Annotated in this window: 23 protein-coding genes; 18 read left to right on the top strand and 5 right to left on the bottom strand. The window is 55.7% G+C overall.

The window, feature by feature from the left end; genetic code table 11:
- Window positions 1-12 precede the first annotated feature (12 nt).
- The 3 genes from Y5S_RS03270 to Y5S_RS03260 are packed head-to-tail and all read left to right on the top strand — an operon-like array spanning window position 13 to window position 4,911.
- The gene (locus tag Y5S_RS03270; RefSeq protein WP_231552614.1) at window positions 13-2,136 is read left to right on the top strand and encodes a TonB-dependent receptor plug domain-containing protein; all 2,124 of its coding nucleotides are present in this window, start codon (window positions 13-15) and stop codon (window positions 2,134-2,136) included.
- A 49-nt stretch (window positions 2,137-2,185) separates the two neighbouring features.
- Complete coding sequence (locus Y5S_RS03265) at window positions 2,186-2,995, top strand: type 1 periplasmic-binding domain-containing protein (protein WP_156107570.1); 810 nt, start codon at window positions 2,186-2,188, stop codon at window positions 2,993-2,995.
- The gene (locus tag Y5S_RS03260) at window positions 2,992-4,911 is read left to right on the top strand and encodes an ATP-binding protein (protein WP_035230359.1); all 1,920 of its coding nucleotides are present in this window, start codon (window positions 2,992-2,994) and stop codon (window positions 4,909-4,911) included. The genes Y5S_RS03265 and Y5S_RS03260 overlap by 4 nt, the downstream gene beginning before the upstream one ends.
- On the opposite strand, the gene xseA is transcribed toward Y5S_RS03260, so the two are convergent.
- Window positions 4,856-6,214 (bottom strand): exodeoxyribonuclease VII large subunit, encoded by a 1,359-nt coding sequence (gene xseA / locus Y5S_RS03255; protein WP_035230357.1) that lies wholly within the window; start codon window positions 6,212-6,214, stop codon window positions 4,856-4,858. The two genes, Y5S_RS03260 and xseA, sit on opposite strands and share 56 nt — an antisense overlap.
- Before the next feature lie 214 nt (window positions 6,215-6,428).
- Between xseA and guaB the strand changes: the two genes are divergently transcribed.
- The 3 genes from guaB to Y5S_RS03240 all read left to right on the top strand — a co-directional run bounded on the left by guaB (window position 6,429) and on the right by Y5S_RS03240 (window position 11,158).
- Window positions 6,429-7,898, top strand: coding sequence for an IMP dehydrogenase (guaB, locus tag Y5S_RS03250; protein WP_035230355.1), 1,470 nt, complete (start codon window positions 6,429-6,431; stop codon window positions 7,896-7,898).
- 183 nt (window positions 7,899-8,081) lie between these two features.
- Window positions 8,082-9,653 (top strand): glutamine-hydrolyzing GMP synthase, encoded by a 1,572-nt coding sequence (gene guaA, locus Y5S_RS03245; RefSeq protein ID WP_035230353.1) that lies wholly within the window; start codon window positions 8,082-8,084, stop codon window positions 9,651-9,653.
- Window positions 9,654-9,961: 308 nt separating this feature from the next.
- On the top strand, window positions 9,962-11,158 hold the full coding sequence (locus Y5S_RS03240) for a tyrosine-type recombinase/integrase (RefSeq protein WP_035230352.1): 1,197 nt from the start codon (window positions 9,962-9,964) through the stop codon (window positions 11,156-11,158).
- Here the strand turns inward: Y5S_RS03240 and Y5S_RS03235 are convergent.
- A complete protein-coding gene (locus tag Y5S_RS03235) occupies window positions 11,142-11,390 on the bottom strand; it encodes a helix-turn-helix transcriptional regulator (RefSeq protein WP_035230350.1) in 249 nt (82 codons plus the stop codon). The genes Y5S_RS03240 and Y5S_RS03235 overlap by 17 nt on opposite strands.
- Window positions 11,391-11,636: 246 nt before the next feature.
- Window positions 11,637-12,311: a LexA family protein gene (locus Y5S_RS03230; protein ID WP_014704084.1), complete on the bottom strand. Its 675-nt coding sequence runs from the start codon at window positions 12,309-12,311 to the stop codon at window positions 11,637-11,639.
- Window positions 12,312-12,581: 270 nt separating this feature from the next.
- On the opposite strand from Y5S_RS03230, the gene Y5S_RS03220 reads away from it, so the two are divergent.
- From Y5S_RS03220 to Y5S_RS03185, 8 genes are all read left to right on the top strand, one after another.
- Window positions 12,582-14,201, top strand: coding sequence for a ParB family protein (locus Y5S_RS03220; protein WP_197055087.1), 1,620 nt, complete (start codon window positions 12,582-12,584; stop codon window positions 14,199-14,201).
- Entirely contained in the window at window positions 14,188-14,790 is a 603-nt protein-coding gene (locus Y5S_RS03215; protein ID WP_035230346.1) for a DUF2857 domain-containing protein, read from the top strand. Before Y5S_RS03220 ends, Y5S_RS03215 begins: the two co-directional genes overlap by 14 nt.
- Window positions 14,780-16,036 carry an STY4528 family pathogenicity island replication protein gene (locus Y5S_RS03210; protein WP_035230343.1) on the top strand — a complete coding sequence of 419 codons (1,257 nt, stop codon included), beginning with the start codon at window positions 14,780-14,782 and terminating at the stop codon, window positions 16,034-16,036. The genes Y5S_RS03215 and Y5S_RS03210 overlap by 11 nt, the downstream gene beginning before the upstream one ends.
- Window positions 16,037-16,223: 187 nt before the next feature.
- The gene (locus Y5S_RS03205) at window positions 16,224-16,964 is read left to right on the top strand and encodes a PFL_4669 family integrating conjugative element protein (protein ID WP_035230341.1); all 741 of its coding nucleotides are present in this window, start codon (window positions 16,224-16,226) and stop codon (window positions 16,962-16,964) included.
- 433 nt (window positions 16,965-17,397) lie between these two features.
- Window positions 17,398-18,504, top strand: a complete 1,107-nt coding sequence (gene parM, locus Y5S_RS03200; RefSeq protein WP_035230340.1) for a ParM/StbA family protein — start codon at window positions 17,398-17,400, stop codon at window positions 18,502-18,504.
- Between the two features lie 189 nt (window positions 18,505-18,693).
- A complete protein-coding gene (locus tag Y5S_RS03195; RefSeq protein WP_035230339.1) occupies window positions 18,694-19,122 on the top strand; it encodes a DUF3577 domain-containing protein in 429 nt (142 codons plus the stop codon).
- A gap of 104 nt (window positions 19,123-19,226) precedes the next feature.
- Window positions 19,227-19,742, top strand: a complete 516-nt coding sequence (locus Y5S_RS03190; protein ID WP_035230337.1) for a JAB domain-containing protein — start codon at window positions 19,227-19,229, stop codon at window positions 19,740-19,742.
- Window positions 19,743-19,835: 93 nt separating this feature from the next.
- On the top strand, window positions 19,836-20,261 hold the full coding sequence (locus tag Y5S_RS03185; RefSeq protein WP_035230335.1) for a DUF6573 family protein: 426 nt from the start codon (window positions 19,836-19,838) through the stop codon (window positions 20,259-20,261).
- Between the two features lie 114 nt (window positions 20,262-20,375).
- On the opposite strand, the gene Y5S_RS03180 is transcribed toward Y5S_RS03185, so the two are convergent.
- Both Y5S_RS03180 and Y5S_RS03175 read right to left on the bottom strand, forming a co-directional pair.
- Entirely contained in the window at window positions 20,376-21,626 is a 1,251-nt protein-coding gene (locus Y5S_RS03180) for a type II toxin-antitoxin system HipA family toxin (RefSeq protein WP_052041367.1), read from the bottom strand.
- On the bottom strand, window positions 21,619-21,903 hold the full coding sequence (locus Y5S_RS03175) for a helix-turn-helix domain-containing protein (RefSeq protein WP_035230333.1): 285 nt from the start codon (window positions 21,901-21,903) through the stop codon (window positions 21,619-21,621). Before Y5S_RS03175 ends, Y5S_RS03180 begins: the two co-directional genes overlap by 8 nt.
- A gap of 867 nt (window positions 21,904-22,770) precedes the next feature.
- Here Y5S_RS03175 and Y5S_RS03170 point away from each other — a divergent pair.
- From Y5S_RS03170 to Y5S_RS03155, 4 genes are all read left to right on the top strand, one after another.
- A complete protein-coding gene (locus tag Y5S_RS03170) occupies window positions 22,771-23,637 on the top strand; it encodes a phage integrase N-terminal domain-containing protein (protein WP_035230332.1) in 867 nt (288 codons plus the stop codon).
- 114 nt (window positions 23,638-23,751) lie between these two features.
- Entirely contained in the window at window positions 23,752-24,246 is a 495-nt protein-coding gene (gene pilL2, locus Y5S_RS03165; protein WP_269319426.1) for a PFGI-1 class ICE element type IV pilus protein PilL2, read from the top strand.
- Window positions 24,246-24,473: a hypothetical protein gene (locus Y5S_RS03160; protein ID WP_035230329.1), complete on the top strand. Its 228-nt coding sequence runs from the start codon at window positions 24,246-24,248 to the stop codon at window positions 24,471-24,473. The genes pilL2 and Y5S_RS03160 overlap by 1 nt, the downstream gene beginning before the upstream one ends.
- A gap of 7 nt (window positions 24,474-24,480) precedes the next feature.
- The gene (locus tag Y5S_RS03155) at window positions 24,481-25,281 is read left to right on the top strand and encodes a TIGR03759 family integrating conjugative element protein (protein ID WP_197055085.1); all 801 of its coding nucleotides are present in this window, start codon (window positions 24,481-24,483) and stop codon (window positions 25,279-25,281) included.
- Window positions 25,282-25,292: the final 11 nt, after the last annotated feature.

Genomic DNA, 25,292 nt, shown 5'->3' with positions numbered 1-25,292 from the left:
CCTCAGGGAGGGGTGACTATCAAACGTCGGGGGAGCTGGGGAGCTATCGGGGTAATGGTCTTGTCACCGGGGGCATGGGCCATGGAGCCCATGATGCCGTTTGATGAGGCTCCGGCCATGGTGCTGACGCCGGCGCGGGTCAGCCAACCCCAGTCTGAAGCCCCTGCCAGTGTCACCGTTATTGACCGTAACCTGATCGAAGCCAGCGGTGCCCGGGAACTCTACGAGGTCCTCAAGCTGGTGCCGGGCATGTCTGCTGTGAAAGTGGATGGCAACGTGCCTACCGTGGCCTATCACGGCACCCAGGCCCGTGATGTGCGCCGTATGCTGGTTCTGCTGGATGGCCGTAGCCAGTACCAGCCCGGCCTTGCCCGGGTGAACTGGAATGACATGCCGGTGGACATCCAGGATGTGGAGCGCATCGAGGTCACCCGTGGACCTGCCGCCGCCGCCTACGGTGCCAACGCCTTCACTGCAGTCATCAATATCATTACCCGCGACCCCCGTGATATCAGCCGAAACAGTGTTTATCTGGCGGCAGGCAATAATGCGATTCGGGATGGGCGTGCCGCAGCGGCAGGCCAATCCGAGGACATGGCCTGGCGAGCGTCAGTGGCGCGGCGTTCCGATGATGGCTACGACGAGCCTTATGAGGGCAGCACGCTACCGGATGCCAAGCGCATCGAAACCCTGAATAGTGAATGGCTTTGGACGGCAAGTGAGAAGAACACTTTCGGGGTGCAGCTTGGTGGCAGCATGAGTCGGCTGGAGCGTATTCAGGACGGTGATATTCAGTCGCTGGGTGAATATCGCAGGGATCCGATCCAGAGTGGCGAGCGAGCTTTCCTGCAAATGGAATGGCAGCATGTCTTCAGTCAGAACCACCAGCTCAAACTGACTGGCTATGGCCAGTACAACAACGAAGTGACCGATTTTCGCGTCTGTTACTTTGATCCTGCGACCGGTCAGACCGGCCCGGGTGGCGGGATCTTCTTCTCCCAGGAATTGCGCGATTTTTACCTGCAGAACAGCAGTGGGGATATTGCTGCCACTCTGGGATCGGCGTTGGCCGATCCGAGCGTGCAAGGGCGTTATGCCACCTTGCAAGGTGCGGGTGCCGATTTCTGTGCCACCAACGAGTTTGATGTTCAGGAGGAACGCTACGATCTGGAGTTGCAGGATACGCTTCAGATTACCGATCGGTTGCGCCTGGTCAGTGGTCTGAATGTGCGTCAGGATCGCGCCAAGTCACAGACCTTTCTGTCGGGTACGCAAGAGAATCTCAGTTATCGCGCGTTTGGCAATCTGTCCGCAGAAATTGTCCGCAATGTTTTGCTGAACCTGGGCGGGTACTGGGAGCATGACGAGATCAATGACACCCATTTCAGTCCTCGTGGTGGTGTGAACTGGCGGTTTTTGCCGGGGCACAGTTTGCGTTACGTCTATTCCGAGGCGATCCGTACGCCGGATATCTATGAAGAGCGGGCATTAACCAATATTGAGGCCATGGAGCTGTCGCAACCTTTTGCCAGCAACCCGCAGGGGTTGCTGGGTTGGTCGCCAGCTTATTTCTTTGCCACCCAGAGCAGCCCGGGAACCCAGGAGCCGGAAGAAATTCGCTCCTGGGAAGTGGGCTACTTTGGTCAGTTCCGCATGCTGGATCTGGATGTGCGTTATTTTCAGGAAACGCTCTCCAACCTGATCAGCGGTCCGATCAATTTTATCGAGTTTGAGCCCGCCAACGAGGGAGAGGTATCCCATCAGGGCACGGAGGCTCAACTGACCTGGCGGCCTACGGTGAACCACCTGCTGAGAGCTACCGGTGCGCACATCCATACACGCACCAACATCAAGACCGAGAGACGCCTGGCTGCAGCGAATAGCGGTAGTTTGCTGTGGGCATGGCAGCTGAATGACCACTGGGGGGTCAGTTCCGCGTATTATCTGTTCAATGACTATAATGAGAATACCTTCGAGCGGGTGGATGCGCAGTTGCGATTCCGGCACCGGCTTGCCGGGAGCGAGCTGGAATGGAAGGCGGTGGTGCAGCACGCCCTGAACAAGGCCCCGCTGGTGTTTGAAGAGAACCGATATGCCGAAGACAGGATGTGGCTAGGGATGTCGGTGAGGTTCTGAGATGAGGGTTCAACAAGGATGTTGGCTGATACTCACCTGGCTGTTGCTGATGGCAGGGCCCCTGTTTGCCGGAGAGCCGCTGCAGGTCCATGTTCAGGCGATGGAAGGCCCGTTCAAGAGCGGCTTTGTGAATGCGCTCCAGGCCGGTTCGTCTGATATGCGGATTGCCCCTTCCGCTGAACGTGCGGATCTGATTATTGCGTTGGGTGATGACGCCTTTGCGGACTCGGTTCGTCATGACAAGCCGGTATTGGGGGTGTTTGTCAGCCGCAGCCTCGAGCAGAAATTGCGTCGCAAAGGCTGTCACTGCGCTGCCATCTGGGCCGGGGTGGCGTTGAATGATCAGCTGGCCATGCTGCAGCTGATGATGCCGGTAGCCGTGAATGTCGGGGTGATTATCGGCAACAACAGCGCCTGGTCGGAGGGTGGCGTAAAGGATTATCGCGGCCGTTTGGGGCTCAAGCTGTTCAAGGTTGACAGTCATGAGGAGCTGGGCCGTGTGTTACGGGAAGAACTGGACGCGCTGGATGCGCTGGTTCTGCCGGTAGACGAGACGCTGTTCGGGCCTGACAGCGCCAAATTAGTGTTGTTGACCAGCTATCGTCTGCGCCGTCCGGTGTTTGGTCCTGAGCAGAGTTATGTCCATGCGGGTAGCGCCGCCAGTCTGTTTGCCAGCGGCGGTGATCTGGTGTCTGAGACCTTGATCCAGATTTCTTCTTTTATCGAGCGTCGGCGGTTCCGTCGATCTGGTTTTGTCCATACTCCTTCAGTGATTGTTAATGAGCATGTCGCCAACAGTTTCGACATGCGTTTTCATGATTCGGAAGCCCTGCGATCTGCGCTGGAGGTACTGCCATGAAGCGTGGGGCGGGGATTCGCAAGCAGCTCCAGATTCTGGGGGTGGTACCCGCGCTGTTCATGCTGGGGTTGTTGCTGGTGGCGTTGACCTGGCAACGATTCGAGGATGCCGATCGGGATTTGCAGGCGCTGGGGAGTTTCATGGCGTCCCAGTTGGCGTCGTCATCGGAATACGGGGTGCTGGCAGGTAACTACAGTGATCTGCGGCGGCAGGCCCAGCTGGCCATGCAGCAGGCTGATCTTCAATACGTGGTGTTCCGGGATAACGATGGCAAGGTGCTGCTGTATGAAGGGCGTCAGGATCGGGTTCCGGGTACCAGCATCATCGAGTTCCATTCCGGTATTTATCGCCAGCCTTTACTGGACTCGGACACCATGCGGGTGACGGCGGGACAGAACGATTCCCCGGTGCGGATTGGCGAGGTGGTGTTGGGCATGTCCAGTGCCCGGCTGCTCGCCCGGCAAAAAGAGATTTTGCTGGCCAGCCTGATTCCGGCGTTGTCTGCCATGATCCTGGGTTTGTGGATCGCACATTACCTGGCAAGACAAATTGCCTCCCCGTTGAATTACTTGTCAGGGCTGCTGAGAACCTTGCGTGGTGGTGATTATCATGTACGCGGTACCAGTAAACTGCAGGGTGAACTCGGCGAGCTGCAAAGCGATATCAATCAGCTGGCGGGGAGTCTTGAGGAGGCGCGGGTTGATCAGCAAAGCGCCATCGAAGAGCTGCAGGCCGCCCACAAGCAGGCTCAGACCGCTAGCCAGGCGAAGAGTGATTTTCTCGCCATGATGAGTCATGAGTTGAGAACGCCGATGAATGGCGTGTTGGGGATGCTGCAGTTGCTGGAGCAGACGCGGCAGAGTGAGGAACAGCATGAGTACACCCAGGTGGCGCTGGAATCCACGGGTCATCTGCTGGATGTGATCAACGATATTCTCGACTTCTCCCGTATCGAAGCCGGGCGAATGGACCTGGATCCGGTGTTCTTTGAGCTGGATCCCCTACTGAATAATTGCCTGTCTACCTTCCGCTATCTTGCCGAAAAGAAAGGTCTGTATCTGCGGCTGGAGAAGGATGCGTTGATCAGCGACAAGCTGGTTAGAACCGATCCCACTCGACTCCGGCAGGTACTGAACAACCTGATCTCCAACGCCATCAAGTTCACCAATGAAGGCGGTATTACCGTCTCGGCGACGGCGCATCTGGTGCGTGAGGACTGGCTGGATGTGAAGTTGTCGGTCAAGGATACCGGTATTGGTATCCCTGAGGACAAGCAGTCGCGGCTGTTTCAGGCCTTTTCCCAAGTGGATTCCTCCACCTCGCGGCGCTTTGGCGGAACAGGGTTGGGTTTGGCCATTGCTCGCCGCCTCAGTGAGATGCTGGGAGGGGCGTTGACGCTATCCAGTTCTCAAGGGGGAGGAAGCACCTTCACCGTTTCGCTACGTCTGTTCTTCCGGCACGAAGTGGGCGATGAGCGGGAGATTGTTCTCATTGGCCATGATGATGCCCCGCGTACCCTCAACGGGCTGGTTCTGCTGGTGGAGGATAATGAGGTGAATCTGATGGTGGCCCGGCGCATTCTGGAGCAGATGGGTGTGACGGTGGTGACCGCGATGAACGGCAAGGAAGCGCTGGCCAAGGTCGAGCAACGGGATTTCGACTGTATCCTGATGGATGTGCAGATGCCGGTCATGGATGGCATGGAAGCCACCCGGCTGTTGCGTCAATGGGAAAGGGAGCAGGGCAGGGTGCCCATGCCAGTCATTGCCCTGACCGCCAACGCCATGGAAGAAGAGCGTGAGCGCTGCCTCAGTGCCGGCATGAATGCCCACTTGGCCAAGCCCTTCCGGCGCCAGCAGCTCAGTCGAGTACTGACCCCGTATCTGACCCCTGAACGTGCTCAATCCGGGCGCTGAATTCCCCGTCTTTCAGTCGGGTGGTGACGGTATCACCGGGCTTGAGCTGATTCACCGACCGTACCGCCTTGCTACCTTTGAAGCTGATGCTGTAGCCCCGTGCCAGGGTTTGCAGCGGACTGGCGGTATCCAATCGTTTACTCAGGTTGGCCAGCCGCAATTGTTGCTGCTCAAGCTTGCGCAGCACGGGCGGTTGCAGGCGTGCGTTGAGGTTTTCCAGCCGTTGCTGGCGGTGCTCCAGCAAGCGTTGCGGTGAGACCCGGGCAAGGCGTTGCTGTGCCGGAAGCAGGCGGCTTTCGGTCAGGCGAAGCTGATGGCGTATCTGACGGTGCAATCTTGCCTGAAGCTCGTCCAGTCGCTGGCTGCTCTGCTCCAGATGATGGCGAGGTGAGCGCAGTCGCTGGCTGAGATGGCGCAGCCGTTCCTGTGGGCCGCGTAGCTGCTGGGCCATGACCCACTTGAGGCGTCGCTGCAGGGTGCCAAAACGCTGGCTGACAGCCGATAGATCCGGGCTTACCAGTTCGGCTGCGGCGGAAGGGGTGGGCGCGCGCAGGTCGGCGGCAAAATCAGTGAGTCCGGTATCCACTTCGTGGCCAACGGCTGAGACGATCGGAATGGGGCAATCCGCTACTGCTCGGGTCAGGGTTTCGTCATTGAAGGCCCAGAGGTCCTCCAGGGAGCCGCCGCCGCGCCCGATAATCAGCACGTCACATTCATTGCGCGCGATGGCCAGCTGCAGGGCTTGATGCAATTGGGCAGGCGCTTCCGCACCTTGAACAGCGGCAGGGTAGATGACCACCGGAATGGACGGGCAGCGGCGTTTCAGCACCTGCAGGATATCCCTGATCGCTGCACCGCTCGGTGAAGTAATCACGCCAATCTGGTTTGGCCAGGCAGGCAGCGACTGTTTGTTCTCCTGGGCAAACAGGCCTTCAGCCTGTAACTGGGCCTTGAGGGCATCAAACTGGGCCTTCAGGGCACCTTGCCCGGCAGGCTCCATGTGTTCCACCACAATCTGGAAGTTGCCACGGGGCACATACAGGGTGACCTTGGCGCGCACCAGTACCTGCTGGCCATTCTGGGGTTGAAAATCCACCAGCCTGTTACGGTTTCGAAACATGGCTCCGCTAATCTGGGCGCGGTTGTCCTTGAGGCTGAAATACCAATGCCCGGAAGCTGGCCGGGAAAAATTGGACAGCTCGCCCTGCAGCCAGATGACGGCAAAGGAGCCTTCCAGCAGGCCCTGGGCTTCCAGGTTCAGCTGGCTGATAGAGAGAGGATCGGTGCGGGATGAAAAGCTCATTGCGGGAGGGTAGCGATTTTCGCTGTGGTCTGCCACCGTCCGGATTGTGTACAAGGCCCGAAATGACGTATAATCGCCCGCTTAATTTCCGGGGGTGGCAGCGATTGTCGCCTTAACCGGCGGCACCCGGGTCCCCTCCTTAACCTCGGGTGCGCCTGACAGAACCCCAATCAGCGGTTCGGTTCAGGAGCCCTCTCACTTCCTACGGTGCAATATGCTCAGAATCGTGCAAGAGGCATTGACGTTCGACGACGTTCTGCTTGTGCCCGCCCATTCCAATGTGCTGCCCAAGGATGTGTCCCTGAAGAGCAAGCTGACTCGGGACATTTCTCTGAACATCCCTTTGGTCTCCGCAGCCATGGATACGGTCACCGAGCACCGTCTGGCCATTACCATGGCGCAGGAAGGCGGTATCGGCATTCTCCACAAGAGCATGGATGTGGAAGAGCAGGCGCGTAATGTGCGCATGGTAAAGAAATACGAATCCGGTGTGGTGAAGGATCCCATCACCATTGGCCCGGATGCCACCGTTGCCGAGTTACTCAATCTGACTGAAGCCAACAACATCTCAGGTGTTCCAGTCGTGGAAGGTGACAAAGTGGTCGGTATCGTCACTAGCCGCGATACCCGTTTCGTCACCAACTACGACCAGAGCGTCAAGGACATCATGACCGGCAAGGACCGGCTGGTGACCGTGAAAGAGGGCGCCGGTGCCGACGAAGTACAGCTGCTGCTGCACAAGAACCGCATCGAAAAGGTGCTGGTGGTCAACGATGCCGGCGAGCTGCGCGGCATGATTACCGTGAAGGATATCGAGAAGGCCCGTAAATACCCCAATGCCTGCAAGGACTCCCAGGGGCGTCTGCGGGTAGGTGCTGCGGTAGGTACCGGTGCGGGCACCGACGAACGTGTTGCGGCCCTGGTGGAAGCCGGTGTCGATGTGATTGTGGTGGACACCGCTCACGGTCACTCCCAGGGTGTGATTGATCGTGTTGCCTGGGTGAAAAAGCATTTTCCTGAAGTGCAGGTCATTGGTGGCAACATCGCCACCGCTGCTGCGGCAAAGGATCTGGTTGCTGCTGGCGCTGATGCCGTGAAGGTCGGTATCGGTCCGGGCTCTATCTGTACTACCCGTATCGTTGCGGGTATTGGCGTACCGCAGATTACGGCTATCTCCGATGTGGCTGCTGCACTGGCAGGTACGGGTGTTCCGCTGATCGCGGATGGTGGCATCCGTTTCTCCGGTGATATCGCCAAGGCTGTAGCTGCAGGTGCCAGTGCCATCATGATTGGTTCCCTGCTGGCCGGTACTGAAGAAGCTCCGGGTGAAGTGGAGCTGTATCAGGGCGGTTACTACAAGGCTTACCGTGGCATGGGTTCACTGGGTGCCATGTCTGGCAAGACCGGTTCCTCTGATCGTTACTTCCAGGATGCTTCTGCCGGCATCGAGAAGCTGGTGCCGGAAGGCATCGAAGGTCGCGTCCCCTACAAGGGCCCGATGAGTGCCATCGTCCACCAGCTGATGGGGGGGCTGCGTGCCTCCATGGGTTACACCGGTTGTGGCACCGTGGAAGAGATGCGTACCAAGCCGGAGTTCGTGAAAGTCACCAACGCCGGCATGAAGGAATCCCACGTGCACGACGTAACAATCACGAAGGAAGCCCCGAATTACCCGGTGGGGTGATTCGAGGCTGTCGTGACATGAAGGGGTTGGGCGTCTGAGGTCGGACGTCTGACGCCAGAATCGGTCGGAGGCATCTCCGGCCGTTTTGTTTTTAAAGTGTTCGACGTCAGACATCCGACGTCCGACCCGTAACCAACAAGGCCCGGCGCTTAATCGTCGGCAACCACCGCGGGATAACGCCCCATGCAAGATATCCATGCCCAGCGCATCCTCATTCTGGACTTCGGTTCCCAGTACACTCAGCTGATCGCCCGTCGTGTGCGTGAAATTGGTGTTTACTGTGAGATTCGTGCCTTCGACATGACCGCTGAAGAAATCAGCGAGTTTGCACCCAAGGGGATCATCCTTTCTGGTGGTCCAGAGTCAGTGACTGCCGCCGAAACACCGCGTGCACCACAGGCGGTATTTGAGGCTGGGGTGCCGGTGCTGGGCATCTGTTACGGCATGCAGACCATGGCCGAGCAGCTTGGCGGCAAGGTGGTTGCCGGCGAGAAACACGAGTTCGGTTATGCCCGTGTCGAGAAGGCGGAAAAGAACAGCCTGCTGGATGGCATCGTTGATCACGAAGAGCACGGCAAGGAATTCCTGGATGTGTGGATGAGCCACGGTGATCGCGTTGGTGCGACCCCCGAGGGTTTCAAGGTCATTGCCACCACCGGCAGCTGCCCGATTGCGGCCATGGCCAACGAAGAAAAGCGTTTCTATGGTATCCAGTTCCACCCGGAAGTGACCCACACGCTGCAAGGTGGTCGTCTGCTTGAGCGCTTCGTGCGTGAGCTTTGTGCCTGTGAAGCCCTGTGGACGCCAAGCAACATCATCAATGACGCCATCGAGACCATTCGTGAGCAGGTAGGTAGCGATGAAGTCATTCTGGGGCTGTCTGGTGGTGTGGATTCTTCGGTGGTCGCGGCGCTGCTGCACAAGGCCATCGGCCCCCAGCTGACCTGTGTGTTTGTAGACAACGGCCTGCTGCGTCACCAGGAAGGTGACCAGGTGATGGAAATGTTTGCTGACAACATGGGCGTGAAAGTGATCCGTGTGGATGCCGAGGATAATTTCCTGGGCAAGCTGGCCGGCGAAGCCGATCCCGAGAAAAAGCGCAAGATCATTGGTAATACCTTTATCGAGATTTTCGATGACGAAGCGGGCAAGTTGAAGAATGCCAACTGGCTGGCCCAGGGCACCATCTACCCGGACGTGATCGAGTCCGCCGCCAGCAAGACCGGCAAGGCGCACGTGATCAAGAGCCACCACAATGTGGGAGGCCTGCCCGAAGACATGAAGCTCAAGCTGGTCGAGCCGCTGCGTGAATTGTTCAAGGACGAAGTGCGCAAGATTGGCCTGGAATTGGGGCTGCCCTATGACATGGTTTACCGTCATCCCTTCCCGGGCCCGGGCCTTGGTGTGCGTATCCTCGGTGAAGTGAAGAAGGAATACGCCGACACCCTGCGTCTGGCAGACCATATCTTCATTGAAGAGCTGCGTGCGGCCGGTCTTTATCACAAGACCAGCCAGGCCTTTGCCGTGTTCCTGCCGGTGAAGTCCGTGGGTGTGGTGGGCGATGCCCGCCGCTACGAGTACGTAGTGGCGTTACGTGCCGTGGAAACCATCGACTTCATGACCGCTCGCTGGGCGCATTTGCCCTACGAGTTCCTCGAGCTTGTCTCCAGCCGCATCATCAACGAGATTCCAGGTATCAGTCGGGTAACCTACGATATCTCCTCCAAGCCGCCGGCTACGATTGAGTGGGAATGATTCCACGTCTGGCACTGGCTGGCATTCACAAGCAGTAAACCTCTATTAACCCATTGATATCAATGGGTTTTTCTTTATTTTTCCTGGCAATGTCAGGCACTCCCCAGCACCCTCAAGCAAACTTTTTTCATGGTATTTTTGATGGTATTGTTCGAGCTGATACCGCGACCTCAAAGAAATACCATGCCATGAATTTTGGAGTAGTCATGGTATCGAAAATCACTAACATGCTGATATTAAAGTAAATATAGGCGAAAAATACGGCATGTTTGATCATGGTATTAAGGACGAGAAAAGGAGGATTAGCCATGCTGACCGATACCAAGCTTCGCAACCTGAAACCTCAAGACAAGCTCTACAAGGTCAACGACCGAGACGGCCTTTACGTAGCAGTCACGCCGGCAGGGACAATCTCTTTTAGACATAACTACTCCATCAGCGGCCGCCAGGAGACGTTGACCATCGGTCGGTATGGCAGTGGCGGTATCACACTGGCGGAAGCGCGGGAACTGCTGAGCGAAGCAAAGAAAATGATTGCAGCCGGCAAATCCCCGGCCAGAGAGAAAGCGCGCGACAAATCGCGCGTGAAGGATGCCGAAACATTCGGGGCATGGGCTGAAAAATGGTTGCGCGGCTATCAGATGGCTGACTCGACACGCGACATGCGTAAATCGGTCTACAACCGCGAGTTGAAAAAGCGCTTCGGCAATCAGAAATTATCTGAGATCACGCATGAGGATCTCCGGGCAGTGACCGATGCCATCGTGGAAAGAGGAGCGCCAGCAACAGCCGTCCACGCCCGAGAAGTGGTATTACAGGTTTATCGGTGGGCGATCGAACGCGGACAGAAAGTTGAAAACCCCGCTGAAATGGTTCGCCCCAACAGTATCGCCAGATTCGAACCCCGTGACCGCGCCCTGAGTCCTGCCGAAATTGGTCTGATGTATCGGTACATGGATCGAATCGGGACCTCGCCGCAATATAGAGCCGCAATCAAGCTGCTGTTATTGACCATGGTCAGAAAATCCGAGTTGTCCAACGCCACCTGGGAAGAGATCAATTTTAGCGAGGCACTCTGGACGATCCCGAAACAGCGTATGAAGCGACGAAATCCACATTTGGTGTTTCTGTCTCGCCAGGCACTGGACATCTTTATCGCACTGAAGACCTTTGCCGGTGGCTCCGAATTCGTGCTTCCCTCGCGGTATGATTCGGACTTGCCTATGAGTGCAGCGACTTTGAATCGCGTTCTTGCCCTGACGTATCAGTCTGCACAAAAGGATGGTGAGCAGCTTGGTAAATTTGGTCCGCACGATCTGCGTCGCACAGCCAGCACCTTATTGCATGAAGCAGGCTACAACACTGATTGGATTGAAAAGTGTCTTGCCCATGAGCAGAAAGGAGTAAGGGCAATTTACAATAAAGCCGAATACCGGGAGCAACGGGCGGCGATGTTGCAAGACTGGGCTGACATGATTGACGAGTGGACTAGCGTGAAGCGTTAATATTGATTCCTGGCCGGATAGGTTGATCTTCAGACTCTTTGCGGGATTCGATCCACTTTTCCACCTCGGCCAAGTCCCAGGCGACATTGCGGCTTGTCAGCACGATTCTGCGCGGAAAGTCGCCTCGTTTCTCCATATTGAAGATGGCGCGATCTGAAAGCGGAATCATAGCCAGTAATGTTTTTCGATTGATTAAAGTCTTTCTTGGTCGAGTAGGGTGTCCGTCATCCATTGCTTCTCACTCTCGCTCCGGACCGCACGTGTCAGAGTCTTAGGCTTGCCAAAAACTAAACGTTAGCACCGTGCAAATCATTTTGGCAAAAGAGAATGTTTAGCAATGTGATAAACAATTACTGCATCAGGGTGGGGTGATGGACTTAGGAGTGTTGCCGTGACAGCGTCATTCACCATATTTGCGCTGCATGCGGTCACTTGAATTAATTATTGTTGTTCCTGCCTTTGGGCAGGCTGGGAATACTTAGACCACCTCCCCCTTGAAGACAATGACTCCACAGATTGTCGCTTCTTCATCCACTTCGATAATGCGATTCGGCCAGTCAGGGTTGAGTGCCTTCAGGTACTGCTTGCCCTCTTCAATAATTAACTGCTTGAACGTGGCTTCATTGGATTCATCGAGTCGAACAACCACGTACTTTCCGTGGTCAGGTGAAACATTGGGGTCAACAAAAATCAGGTCGCCCTCATGAAACTTGGGTTCCATACTGCTACCGCGAACCCTAAGTACAAAGGATTCAGGACTACAACAAACCGGGCAGGGTAAAAGTTCTGAACCGTAGGCCGGCACGAAACTTTCAGAAATCTCATACCAGTTTCCCGCTTGGACCCAGGATATCAGCGGGTGGAGACTGCGCAAATCCGGGCCGTCGTGGGCGTTGTGTTCCTCTTGTCTTGCCCCGTCCGCATGGGGGGTATCCATCCATCCTTGGTCTTTATTCATGGCCTTTTCCAGTTTCTCCGCCAGCTCATCTCCAATAGAGCGGGGCGTTCCTTTTTTGGTCGGCAGCTGGTTGCGCACCTGACTGAGGTAGGAGCTATTGGTCCCAGCCGCACGCGCCAACTTGGCAGCTGACCCCGCTTCGGCAATCAGAACCTCAAGATTGTGGAGCCGGATCTGGTTAAGTTTTAGCGTCATGCGAAACACTTTAGCATGATTTTTAGCAGAGTGATAAACAAAAAGTGGCGATTGCGCGTTGTTCGATGATTCGCACGGTGCTAATGTTTCTGCGCATGGAGCTAAAGGATTTCCTCAAAATGGCAACCAAGCGGGAGCGGGCCGACGTCGCTGCGGCGTGTGGCGACTCAGTCTCCTACTTGTATCAGATTGCCGGCCAGCATCGATATGCCAGTCCATTGATGGCGACGCAAATCGAGCATTACACCCGTACTGTGGCGGACCTTTCGGATGGTCGACTGGAGCCTGTGCCTCGGGCGAGCATGGTTCGACATCCAGAGATTTTCTACGGCGTCGTGCCTGAATCGGGTGCACAAGAAGCAGGTGGCAACGATGACGCCTGAGAGATCGCCATCCGCCCACGAGATCACCCGTGTAGACGTCACTCGTATCCACCATTACTCCCGCAATCCCCGTCGGCAGCAGAACCCTGAATACGATCGAATAAAGGCGTCGATCCAGGCTGAAGGCCTGGATCAACCATTGGTGCTATCACAGGAGCCGGGGGCTGCTGATTATGTGCTCCACAGTGGCGGCAATACACGGCTGAGGATACTAAAGGAGCTTTTGGACGAAACCGGCGATGAGCGATTTCGCTGGATTGATTGCGTCGTCAAGCCCTGGTCGCAGGAGTCCAACGTACTTTTTGCCCACCTCCGCGAAAACGAGCTCCGCGGCGGTTTGCCTTTCATTGATAAAGCGTTGGCCGTATTCGAAGCAAAGCATCTCCTCGAAAGCGAGATGGGGGTTGAGAGCCTGTCTCAGCGCCAACTGGAAGAGTTGTTCAGAGAGCGAGGTTTCGGGCTCAGCCACAGCATGATTTCCAAAATGGGATATGCCGTTGAGACCTTGTGGCCATTGATGCCAAAAGCCTTGGCTGCCGGATTGGGTCGGCCACAGGTGGAAAAGATCCGAGCCCTTGAACGCGCTGCCCGAGCGATCTGGGATCGTCGCCAATTGGGGGATAACACCGTTTTCGATGCGATCTTTGCTGAGTTGTGTCGCCGTCATGACGGCGCCGAATGGGACATTCAGCCACTGCGCGATGCATTGGAAAATGAGATCGCCGTGGAGTCCGAACTGAATCGCCAAGTGATTCATCTGGAGATGGAGGCACAACTATCGGGCCGCGCATTCAGCCTTCCCGCTCATGCCGAAGAGGATACAGAGCCGGGGGCGGACAGGGACTCGGAACACCCGGAGCATTCTGATAGTGGGCCGTCATCGAATACGACGACATTGGAAAAGCAGCCCGCTGACATCGATTCACCGGCGAGTGGTCATGACAAAAGCAAAGACCAACCGAACATGCCGGCTGAGTTGACCTCTGCGCCGAATTCCCAAAAAGGTGGTCAACAAAGAAATCTTGAAGTTTTGCGGAGCCAGTTGTGGGACTGCGCCGTAACCCTGGCGGCATCCCACGGATTGCACGATACAGTCATTCGTCTGCCGGATCAGGGCTTGGGCTTTCTGCTGATTGATGTGCCTTCACTGGAACTGCGGGAATCCCTTGACCAGGACATGCTGGATTTAGTGTCCGCACTCTGGTGGCAGTTGGCTGCGAGCTCAGAGTTGACCGTCGCTCCCACGGACATTGTCCTGGCCTACCTGGATAAAGACTCGCTTCTATACCAGGCCTTGGCATCCCATGATGCCGGTCTGCTCTTTGGCAGTGTCTGGACGCCTGATCCCGGCCATCTCAACAGCCAGCTCTGGCAACAATTGAACCCGCCAGACTGGCAGCGTTTGCTGCAAATGATGGAGTCCTACCGGAGCATAAAACGGTTAGCCTTCGATACTGGGGTCGAGCTTTGGACGCAACAAGGAGGTGAAAGCGATGTCGTCCAATAAGGAAGCCGACCTCACCACCGCCGTGCTGTTGTACGCCATGCGATGTCTGGCAGAGGGGGATCAGCAGGCATTGCGTGCCATGAACTTTGGCCCCAAAGAACTCGACGCCCTGAAAGAGATGAATCTGGCCGATCTCTATCGGGCCGATGCGCTGCGTGTGCACTGTCTGCAGATTGGTCTCAATCGTGATGTTTTTTGGCCGATGCTCGATCACCTGCGCCATCAGCGGGAATCTGAGGATCTGCAGCGAACATTGCTGGTCGCGGACGCACCGTTAGAGATGATGCAGCAGCTGTTTGGTGTGAGTTCTCGGGAGTACACTCGATGGCGCCGATTGTTGACGCTGGCGCCGGCCGTGGGCAGGCCTCCCGAACTGAATGAAACCGATACCCACGCGCTTTGGTACGCCTGGCAGGATAAGGTAAAGGTGGATGACAAATCCACATTAACTGCAGAGGACTATCTCGACCTACAGCAACAGACAGGCATTGGATTGCGATCGATTTGGGCGCTGGTGCAGCGTTGGGAAACCTACGGCGAGGGAAGCAGTGCCGCGACGTCCGGGCGGGTTGTCGAGAATGGCCCATGAAGCGGATGCGCTACGACCAGAAACTGTTGCTCTCGACGCTTTAATCAAGGCAACTGTTGCCAAGGTTCGTGCCCAGAGTGAGCCATCGTTACCGGATGCCATGTTGTTCATGGGGAATTGGCATCAGGCCGTGCCAGCCATGGTCATCCAGGACCCGGTGTTGGAACCCGTCGATAAACTGGTATGGATGGTTATCATGCTCCATGCCAGGGAGACCGGAGGACGAACGGCGTTCCCCGATTACGATACCATTGCGGCTAAAACCAACGTTTCCTCAACCTCCACTGTCTCTCGTGCTATTGCCATTCTGCGCTTGACGCGTTGGCTCACGCTGTGCGCCAGAGTGCGTCAAAAAAGCGGCCGTTTCACCGGCAATGTCTACAGTCTTCACGATGAACCCCTGCCTCTGGTCGATGCCCTGTACCTGGATGAGGCTTATATGGCATTCGTCACCCAATCCCAGGAACATCATCACGCCCGCGTCCGGCGCGTGGCGCAAGCTGTGTTGGAGAGTCTGGATAAGGATATTCAGGAAGGCGAGTCGTTAGGACGGAAGGCGTCAACTATTGAGCGTCGACTGCAGGCCGCCCAACAATTGTCGGATTCCAGCGGAAACCACAGCAAAAGCGGTCGTTATTTTACCTTTCACGCCGCGACCATTGGGAAACTGAAAAATTCATCCGAGGCCAGCGCATCAGCACAATCCGTCCAGGACCAAAATTCAATGGCGGAGGCTAAGGAACACTACAGTAGTCGTTGTAGTAGTCATTATAAAAAAACAACTACAACAACCACTACACAAAATACAAACCATGAAGAGAAAACATTTTCTGAATCCAATCCATCAGTCCCGTCGGTGACAGAGCGAGCGCTGATCTATCCGCCGCGCTTGTCGGAGAACCAGAAACACCTGGCGGACAGGTATCTTGCCATGATCGATCTTGATGATCGGCAGTTGGTGCTCGACGAACTTCAGGGTCGTCTGGAGTCTGAGCAAAAAGGCATGAAGCCGGTTTATGACGAGCTGCGGTTCTTGCATTCGCTCTGCAAGGCGGCACAACAAGGCGAATTTGTGCCCAACCTCGGGATCAAGGTGGCCGAGGCAAGACAAGATCGGGTACTTCACGTCCCGCCGCCAGAAAACGAAGAACAGAAAAGCAAAGCGGCTGAAGAGCGAGCACGAAACCAAGCCTATGGGCGTGAGCAGCTGGCCAAGTTACGAGCATCATTGAATATGGATAAATAGCGCGACCGCCCGTTATCACACACGATGTGACACCCCTCCGTCGTTACTTCCCTGCACTGTTTCCACTGGAACCATCTGATCGCAACAACACAAAACACTGCATCAGTCGGATGGATATTCCGTGGTGTCATTTTCCCATTCGTGGATTCATAGAACGTCAGAGTTGACCTTGAAGGGAATGACGCAAATGAATTCAGATGCACAGCAGTCACACGAGAGTACAGCCGAAAATCAAAACGAGTCAGTGCCAGGCGCCCTGCAAGGTGAAGTCTGGTTGACGATTCAGACCTATCAGGCTCAGAGCCTGATCCGCGGCCGCCGTGCAGCCGATGGCAAGCCTGCCATTATGGGATTGATCGGTTTTGCAGATCGGCTGAAGTCGCTATGGCAGGCCGTCCGCTTCGACGACCCTTATGCCGACTGGTGGTTGCTCAAAGTGGAAGAGGGCGTTGCCGATATCCGAGCACAACTGCAGGGATTGCAGCAAAGGATGGACGCCCTTATCACTGAATCCCACAGTGCTCTCGAATTCACTGTCGCACAATCGAGTCGACCACAGCGCGTATCGTTACAGTTCGCTAACCCCTATGCCTTTCGCGCAGCACAGTTGCTGGGCGAGTACGACCGGTTGATGTGCGCAGACATGACGTTGCATCACTTAGGTCTCGACATGCCCACTGACCTCATTGAGCAGGTGTCGGCTAGTGGGCGATGGGTGCGCCGGGTGTTTGCGTTGCCCCAGGGGTATCACTGCCTGGACGTTCGTCGCTCCGATATCCGGCAGGGAACACCGGCAGCCATCAAAGCGAGAGAGCGGATGGGCGAGATTCCCCAGGACATCCTCAATGGTGAGCGGTTGCCGTCTCTGCGTCCCCTGGCATTTCAACAGCTGAATAACAACGCCATCGCAGATTCTGACGAGGGCTGAACGCCGTGGCCACCAGCACGCTTCAGCAGCTTGTCATCTCGCTCGATACGCGAATTCCACTGGAAGCGATGGTGCTTCAGCGTTTACGCCGCCTGCCTAACAGCAGACAAAACGAGTGGTTGCGGCAGCTGTTGCTGGTGGGATTTCGAAGCGAGTGTCAGGCCATCAGATCTGAGCAAGCGCTGCCGGCACACGCAATTTCTATGAGCCAGCCGTGTACATCCACCGGGATAAACGGAAGTCCCGGAGCGGGTTCCGTCCAGCCGCGAACAACCGAGACGATGGTCGATCACACAGTGCGCTCACCTGGCAGCTCACACAACAGCGAACGCGCTGGGCTTGCTCCTCAAAAAGACACCAGAAAACCCTTTACGCACCTGAGACGAGTGATCGGTGAGTAAAGACATCTAACCCTGATATCAGGAATCGCACCATGACAGAACTGACCGATGAGAAATTTTCTGACGAAGACAAACCACCCGTGGCTACTAATCCCATGGCGGTGGGACAGGTGGGCCTCGATGACGGCTATGCCTATACCAAAGTGGCGTTACCGGATGGTCGCCTCCTGGCGGTGCCTTCGCGGGCACGCATGGGGTCGGCCGGTGTCACCTGGATACGGGATGAGGAACAGAAAATTTTTGAGTATGAAACCGGTGGCAGTGTGTATTCCGTCGGTGCGGTCGATGGTGAGCCCACCCAATTCGATGAATACCCGGGTTCGGCACTGAATCGGGTGATCGTCCAGCATGCACTGCAACAGGCGGGTTTGTCGGGCCGATCCGTCCATGTGGTGACGGGGTTGCCGGTGTCCGCCTTTTACCGCAACGATGGTCAGCAACGACGACAAGCGATCCAGGCCAAAAGGGAGGGTTTGAAATTGGCGGTTGAGCCTGTTGTTGCCAGAAAAGCATCGCAAAGGTCAGCGCAACAGGGGCTCCTAAAGGTGAGCATCGCTTTTCATGAGGTTATTCCGGAGGCGCTGGCTGCCTGGTACGACTATGTGATTGTTATGACCGATGATGATGGTGTGACGTTGGACGCGGATCGCGTCAACGCGCCCATCGCTATTGTCGATATCGGTGGCCGCACCACGGATTATGTAGTGGTTCAGGACCAGGGCATTGTGCACGGTTCCTCCGGCTCTCTGAATCGCGGCATGCTGAACGTCAAGATTCGCGTGGCGAACCGTATACAGGAACAGTTCGATATCAACGAGCTTGGCGAGCAGAGTATCAGTCGGGCCGTCGATACACATCGGTTGCGTTTGCATGGCAAGGATCATGATGTCTCGGCCATGGTGGCGGAAGCAAAACGCGAGTTGGTGGAACGACTCTATACCGAAACCCGCCGCAAGCTTGGACTCGGTGTGGAGTTGGATCGTGTGCTGTTCGTCGGCGGTGGCAGTGCTGCGTTAGCCGCTGATATTGCCAACTGGTTTCCCAATCAAATTATGGCCGACCATGCCGCTTTTGCTAACGCAAGGGGCATGCTCAAGTACCTGCAGTTTGTCTGCGACGCCCCGGTGAGGGAGGGGTAACGACTTTGTACGTGGCCACTGCGGTCTCAGTGGCAAAGAAGATGTCAGCGGATTGTGCAAGTGACATCGCGGTTTTACCGTCAATCCAGTATCAGGGCTTGTCCTGATTTTACTCACCCTGCCGGGAAACACCTTCCCGCCAGGGAATCGTGTTCTCCGGCTTTCCATTATGTTCAAGGAGAAACTGTTATGACCAGTAGACAAACTACCCCTGAAAAACCGAAGTATTTCGATCTTGATATCCACGGCATCGGTTACCTCAACCGGGTTCGCGAAGTGACACCCGAGAATGGGTTCCCCTTTCTCAGTGTCACCATCGCAGCGCTACGAGGGCCAGCCGATAACGTTCAGCACACGCATTTCGAGTGCGTGGTGGTGGGTGAAGAGGCGAAGGATCTGGTGCGTCAGCTAATGCCTGCGGTGGAAGCTGACTTTAAAGTCTTGGTGGGTTTCCACCTCAGTGATCTGCAAGCCGAAACCTTCATCTTCAAAAACGGTGATCGAGCCGGTACGACGGGCATCAGCCTGAAGTCCCGGTTACTGCGGTTCCAGTGGATCAAAGTCGAAGGTCAGCCCTTTCCGGCGCCGACGGCTGAGACCCACAACGCCGTAGCCTGACGACCAAATCTGATCGCATCTTGTGATGCGATCAATCTTTCAACCCAGCGAGGGAGATTCTCCCTTGCTGGGCAGGTCTCCTCGACTCTTCAAGGAGACCGCTCATGGCTTCCAAATCCTCACCTTCCCGGGTGATTCCTAAAAACCGCTTTGCGGCCATTCGCATGGCGTCGTTGAACGATCCTGAAAAGCAATCCCTGCTGGAGCTGGCCTTTGCGATATTGCAGGACCTGCACCAGCCGGGCCTTGAGTTACCGAGCCCCAACCACACCCGTGATTACTTGCGGATGTTGTTGGCTGAACGCAAAGCGGAAGTCTTTGGTTGTGTGTACCTGGATAATCGGCATCGGGTAATCGAAGCCGCAGAGTTGTTCCAGGGAACCATTGATGGTGCCTCGGTGTACCCCCGCGTGGTGGTGCAACAGGCGTTGACGCTTAACGCGGCAGCGGTGATGTTTTTTCACAATCACCCGAGTGGTGTCGCCGAGCCCAGTCACGCGGACGAAGCGATTACCCGGCGCTTAAAAGAGGCGTTGGCACTCGTTGATATTCGTGTACTGGATCACTTTGTGGTCACGGTGGGGGAATCAGTTTCCTTCGCCGAACGCGGATTGCTGTAACGCCATTTACTTAACCCATTGGGGAGTCTTCTTCCCCAATGGGAAGGAGGTGCTCCCTGAATTTCTTAATTCATTTCTCCAGGGAGAAACCTTATGAAAAATTCAGAGCACAAGTCGTTGGAAGATGTCTTCGGTCCTGTTGTCGCAAGTTACAGTCGTGCACAGGCTATCGAAGATGGTGTGCTGATCGATGTCACCGCTATGGCACGTGAGGCTGGCTTCAAATGGCCAGTCGCACTTACCCACACCGCTTGGTGTGATTGCGTTGCCTGGACAGAGCGGGATAACCGCTTTCAAGTGCACCAGGACGAGTCTGGCCGTTTGTGGGACGTGCTGTTTATGGCGTTCTACGCCATTCGAACGGCTACTGCTCCTGGTGATCGGTTGCTGTTCTCGTTGTACCGCGTGCCGAAAGACGGGCATTCGACAGAAGCCGGCGAGGTGAGTTTGAAACTGATGGTTGGCCCCGGTGATGCCGGTGAACCGGTCGTCACGATCATGCTGCCGAACGAAGATTAACGTCGCCGATTGCATCGGCTCCTTGCCCTGGCCACTTGGGATAAAGTGGCATCCCCATTTCATTAAAATGCCGATGCATAGTTCGTTGTTCGTTGAGAACCTTGCCAGTCGCACTTATTCGCTGATCGTGCGCCGACACTGTTTATTCACGACCTTTTCGATCCGTTGCAGCGCGGGATATTTCCCGTACAACGTTTCAAACTTTTCTCTCGTCGGCTGCAGGTGCTCCAACAGACTGACAGCAACATCCTGCACCTGGCCTTGTAGAAACCGAGCACGCAAACCGCATTGTTGCGCCAGGTCATCCCAGTGCTTTGTGGAAACGATACCTGGATTTCTTTCATTGCCAACGGAAAATGCCAGATGATAGTCAATACGTTCAATGGCCCGAGTGCAAACGAGATCATAAAAAGGGGCTAGCTGTATTTCGCCATTGGCCCGGTATAGCAGCGAAAGGTTTTTGGCATGACCATCTGAATTACCTGCCAGGACATTGAAAATCTGCCATCGCAGTAAATACTGCAGATCGTTGGCGGGATCACTAGAGACATCCTGGACGAGCCGATAGCAGTCTGCGAAGGAAGGGCCGCCATCCTCCTGATACTTGCGTTCGTGGCCGAAACCCAGTGCCTGACAGAAATCTTCCTGATGCAGTCTCGCCATCTGACCGCTACCCAGAAGGTGCCGATCATAGCGCTCAATCAATGCATAGTGCGTGTCTGCTATCGAGCGCAGTTGGATATCAACTACAGGCAAACCAATAGCGCCTGCTAGAAGTGTCGTGAAGGTTTCGTAAGCGGGCAGGTGGCGGTAATCGGATAATTCGAATTTGAGGATATGGCTGGAAGGCGATTCTTTTTTAGGCAACCAACAGGCACCATTCTTGATCAACACAGGACACTTGTCTTGCGCTCCGGCCAGAGACAGACGGGGACGTTCGTTTTCAGTCCATGTGTAAACCTGACCACGGCGTGTCACCAGCTTGGCGAGTTCTTGTTCCGAGAGTTCGTAATACGCGTATTGTGTGGAAGGTTTCTGTTCTGCCTGGAGAATCGACAAGGCCCCGGCGCATTCACCGCCGATGGCTCTGAGCAGATCAAAATCGGTATTGGCGATCTTTAGATCGCGGATAACCTGATCACGAGCACCACCTTCCGGGAGGAGGTTGGCGAAGAAGCGGTGGGCGAGTCCCTCTTCCGGCACAAAGTCTTCCTGTCGCAATGGCAACCTATGGGAGATGGCAAATCCGCCTTGGGTAAGCCATTCCTTTTCGTAGCGGAAGCCAATCAGGCCTTGGGTGTTGCGCCACAAATAGCCAACGAGTCGCTGATCATTCCAGACGTTGAGACCATCCGGATCAAGCATGGCCTTCTCCCTCATGTGAGGACGACGGCTTGGGCACGGCAACCCTGCGCGGCTGGATGACCACCTCCAGTCCCAGGGTGCGCAGCGCTTTTAGCACTTTGCCCAGCTCCGCAGTTTCCTTGCCACGCTCGAATTCGGATAAAAAGCGGGTGCTCAGGTTACCCAGTCCCGAGATCGTTTCTAGCGTCAGTTTTCTCTGTTTCCGGTGAGCACGCACCAGCTTGCCGAGATCCTCAGCGGATCGGATTGCACCGTATTGCACCTGATCGTGAGCCATAATCTATCCAAAAAATGAGCGTACGGTAAAAATTAGCATGCAGACGCAGCTAAATCAACAAATATTTACCGTACGGGATAAATATCAGGGTATTGGCTTGCTTGAGTAAGAATATATCCCGTACGATAAAAATTGTCGGCCGCCAGCGTACAGCCCCATGGTGGTTCCAGTGTAACCGTGGGTCGAACAGATTTGTCTGTTCAATTGCCATGACAGGTCGCAGACCTGGCGTGGTGGTTGATGCGAACGAAGCCCTCGTCACTGCTTAGCGAAGCGGGGTAGTGACGAGGGCGGCGGAGCACGGAACGACAACGGATTGCGCTCGGATTGATGCGTTCCCAGCGAGTTCGCTCTAACTATACTAGCGGCCAAGAAACGTAAACAGTTCCATACGCGGCCACGGCGGTAACGTGGATGAGGATTGTCGCCCTCGCCATCAAAAATGGCAAAAACGGCAACGGCGCCAGCCGAGCTATCCTGGCGCACAGCATCAGCTGCAGCTCATCTTCAATGTTTCCTCAATAACAGGACGTTCGTCCTCACTTCAATCTGGCTAACGCCACCTCAAACGCGGCTCGCAAGCAGTCGACTTTTCAACGCGCCGTCTCATCGACGGTTTCTTTCATCTCGCGGACCGATGGTTCCGCTCATTTAAAAGGAGGTGAAGTACTCACCATCGCAACTGACTCTTAGAGTCCATTGGTTTACCCGGCACCATCTTCAGCAGAAGAGCAGCCAGGTTGCCTGCGACCAGGCTTATCAGGTCGAACGGGGAGTAGTGTCCCTTGACCCTTCCGCTTCGGCGGACCCAATCAGGCTACGAGCCTGTGGTTGGTCAGAAACACTTACCAGACTGGAAAGTACACGATGAGAGACCTGAACTACCAATTGAAACAGTTGTGCAAACGCAATCGCGATGGCAGTTACAGTACGCAAGCCAATCGAGCGCGCATACTTAACCAGATTGCCAATCAGCTGCAGGAGATGGGGTATCGGCGCATGACCACCCGATCCCTGAAGCCGAAGCACGTGGACGCCCTGGTGAAACGATGGCTCAGCGAGGGCATGGCGGCCGGTACCATCAAAAACCGTATGAATTGCCTGCGCTGGTGGGCCGCCAAGGTGGATAGGCGCAATGTTATTGCCCGATCGAATGAGTTCTACGGCATTCCCGATCGGCAGTTCGTCAGTCAACACTCCAAGGCGGTGGTTGTCGGTAACGATGCGTTGAGCAGCGTTAAAGATGAGCATGTGCGAATGACTCTGGAGTTACAGCGCGCCTTCGGATTGCGCAGGGAGGAAGCAATCAAATTTATCCCAGCTTATGCCGACCAGGGTGATCACGTTCGCCTGAAAGCTACCTGGACGAAAGGGGGCAAGATGCGGATCGTGCCGGTGCTCACTCAGGAACAGCGTACCGTCTTGAATCGTGCCCACCGACTGGTGGGATCTGGCTCCCTGATTCCGCCGCAGAAAACCTACATCCAACAGTTGCGGACCTACGAACGTCATACCACTCAGGCAGGGTTATCGAAACTGCATGGCCTTCGCCATGCGTATGCCCAGTCACGCTATCAGGCGTTGACGGGTTGGGCCTGTCCTGCGGCGGGTGGACCGGTCGCAAACAGTTTGAGCATCGAGCAACGACAGCAGGACCATCAGGCACGACTCACCATCAGTCGCGAATTGGGCCACGCCCGCGAGCAGATCAGCGCTGTTTATTTAGGTCGATGAGTTTTGGCCGAGGCGTCTCATAGATAAGCACGACACTCACCGAGTGGATTAACCATTCACGCCAGAAGCTCAATTGGCGATCATGATGCCATTCATCACGATCGAGGCCAAAACATGTCTTCGTTTAAACATCGCGGAATCCCTCGTCTCCTAACGATACTGGTGTGCTGTTCTGGTGCTGCCGTCGGGAGCCATTCGGTAGTGGCGGCAGAGCGGCCCGTCACAACCATAAGTACGCTGACCCAAACGGGTCGCTATTCCGTGATGGTCGCTCAGCCGACCGCCGGGCAGCGGGATCTGTTATCGGTGACGAGAGCGATCACCATTCCAGGCGACATCGAAAGTGTGGGGGAGGCCTTCCACTGGATGTTGCGAGATTCCGGCTATCGCCTGGCGGCCGATATTGTGCTGTCGGAGGAGGCGAAAGCCATGCTGGAGCTGCCGCTGCCAGCGGTGCATCGTCGCTTTGAGCCCATGCCACTCCAAACCGTGATGGGACTTATGATCGGTCCTGCTTTTCACCTTATCCAGGATCCCGTTCACCGCCTCATTGCATTCGAGCGTTGCGCGGATATTTCAGCCCCCAATGCGACGGGAGGTACACAGTAATGGAAGCCTTTGTCATTGCCATCGTTTTTGTTACCGCATGGGTTATGGGTGCTGAGTCCAGGCAAGTTGATCCGGAACCGCGTGCTGAAAGCGAGGCGGTTTCGATCAGCGATCGGGTAGACGACCGAGAACGCGCCGTGCGTATTTGTGATCAGGATTATCAGCTGGTCATTCAGCGTGATCTGACCGTGCCCGTCGATCAACAGGTAAATAAAGATGGCCATTGAGCATCGCATGAGAAAACCTGCCATCGCATTAATCGGGTTCTGTCTTTGCATCACGTTGCCCGTTAACGCGGATACTCCACAGGTAGCCGAATCACAATCTTCGAACACACTGGCGATCGAGCAATCTGCGACAGAACGTATCGACTCTCAGCCGTTTCGTGCTGACCAGTGGGGATTAGATGAATCGGAATGGCAGCGTTACCAATCTTTGCTGCAGGGTATCCGGGGCAGCGTGAGTCCTGCGACCTTGTCACCTCTCGAAGTGCTGGGCATCCACGCCCGTAGTGCCGATGAACGTCGGCGCTACGCAGAACAGTGGGCAGTGATGATGCGTGACGATGCCGAGCGCATCCTGGCATTTCAGCGGGCCTACGACGACGCCCAGCGGCGCTTGTTCCCCAACGGTTTGTTGATCGACCCCGGTGTTGCCGCGTCCACCAAGCCGGATCAAGGTCTCGCTGGAAAATTCGCGTGGCAGTCGTCTGACCGGGTGTTGTTCTTTACCGATACTCAATGCCCGACCTGCGATGCGGTGCTGGAGCGATTGGTCAGCCAGATCAATCAGTTCTCCGGCATTGATCTGTACCTGATCGATGTGTTTGCCGGTGAGGAATCCCGCATACGTGACTGGGCGGCCTCGAAACAGATCGATCCCCAATGGGTGAGCGAGCACAAGATCACCCTGAACATCGACGCCGGTGCGCTTGGTAAGGTGTCCGCACACACGGGCTTACAAGGACAAGATTTGCCCGTACTGATACTGCGGCGGGATGATCGCTTGATGCCCTTGCCGCTATCACGATTCTAGCGGGCGCCGGT

Origin of the sequence: Alcanivorax nanhaiticus (genome assembly GCF_000756665.1) — a bacterium.
Classification (GTDB): Bacteria; Pseudomonadota; Gammaproteobacteria; order Pseudomonadales; family Alcanivoracaceae; genus Alcanivorax; species Alcanivorax nanhaiticus.
Note: the sequence above shows the minus strand (reverse complement) of the source record. Positions and strands in the feature narration are given on the sequence as shown.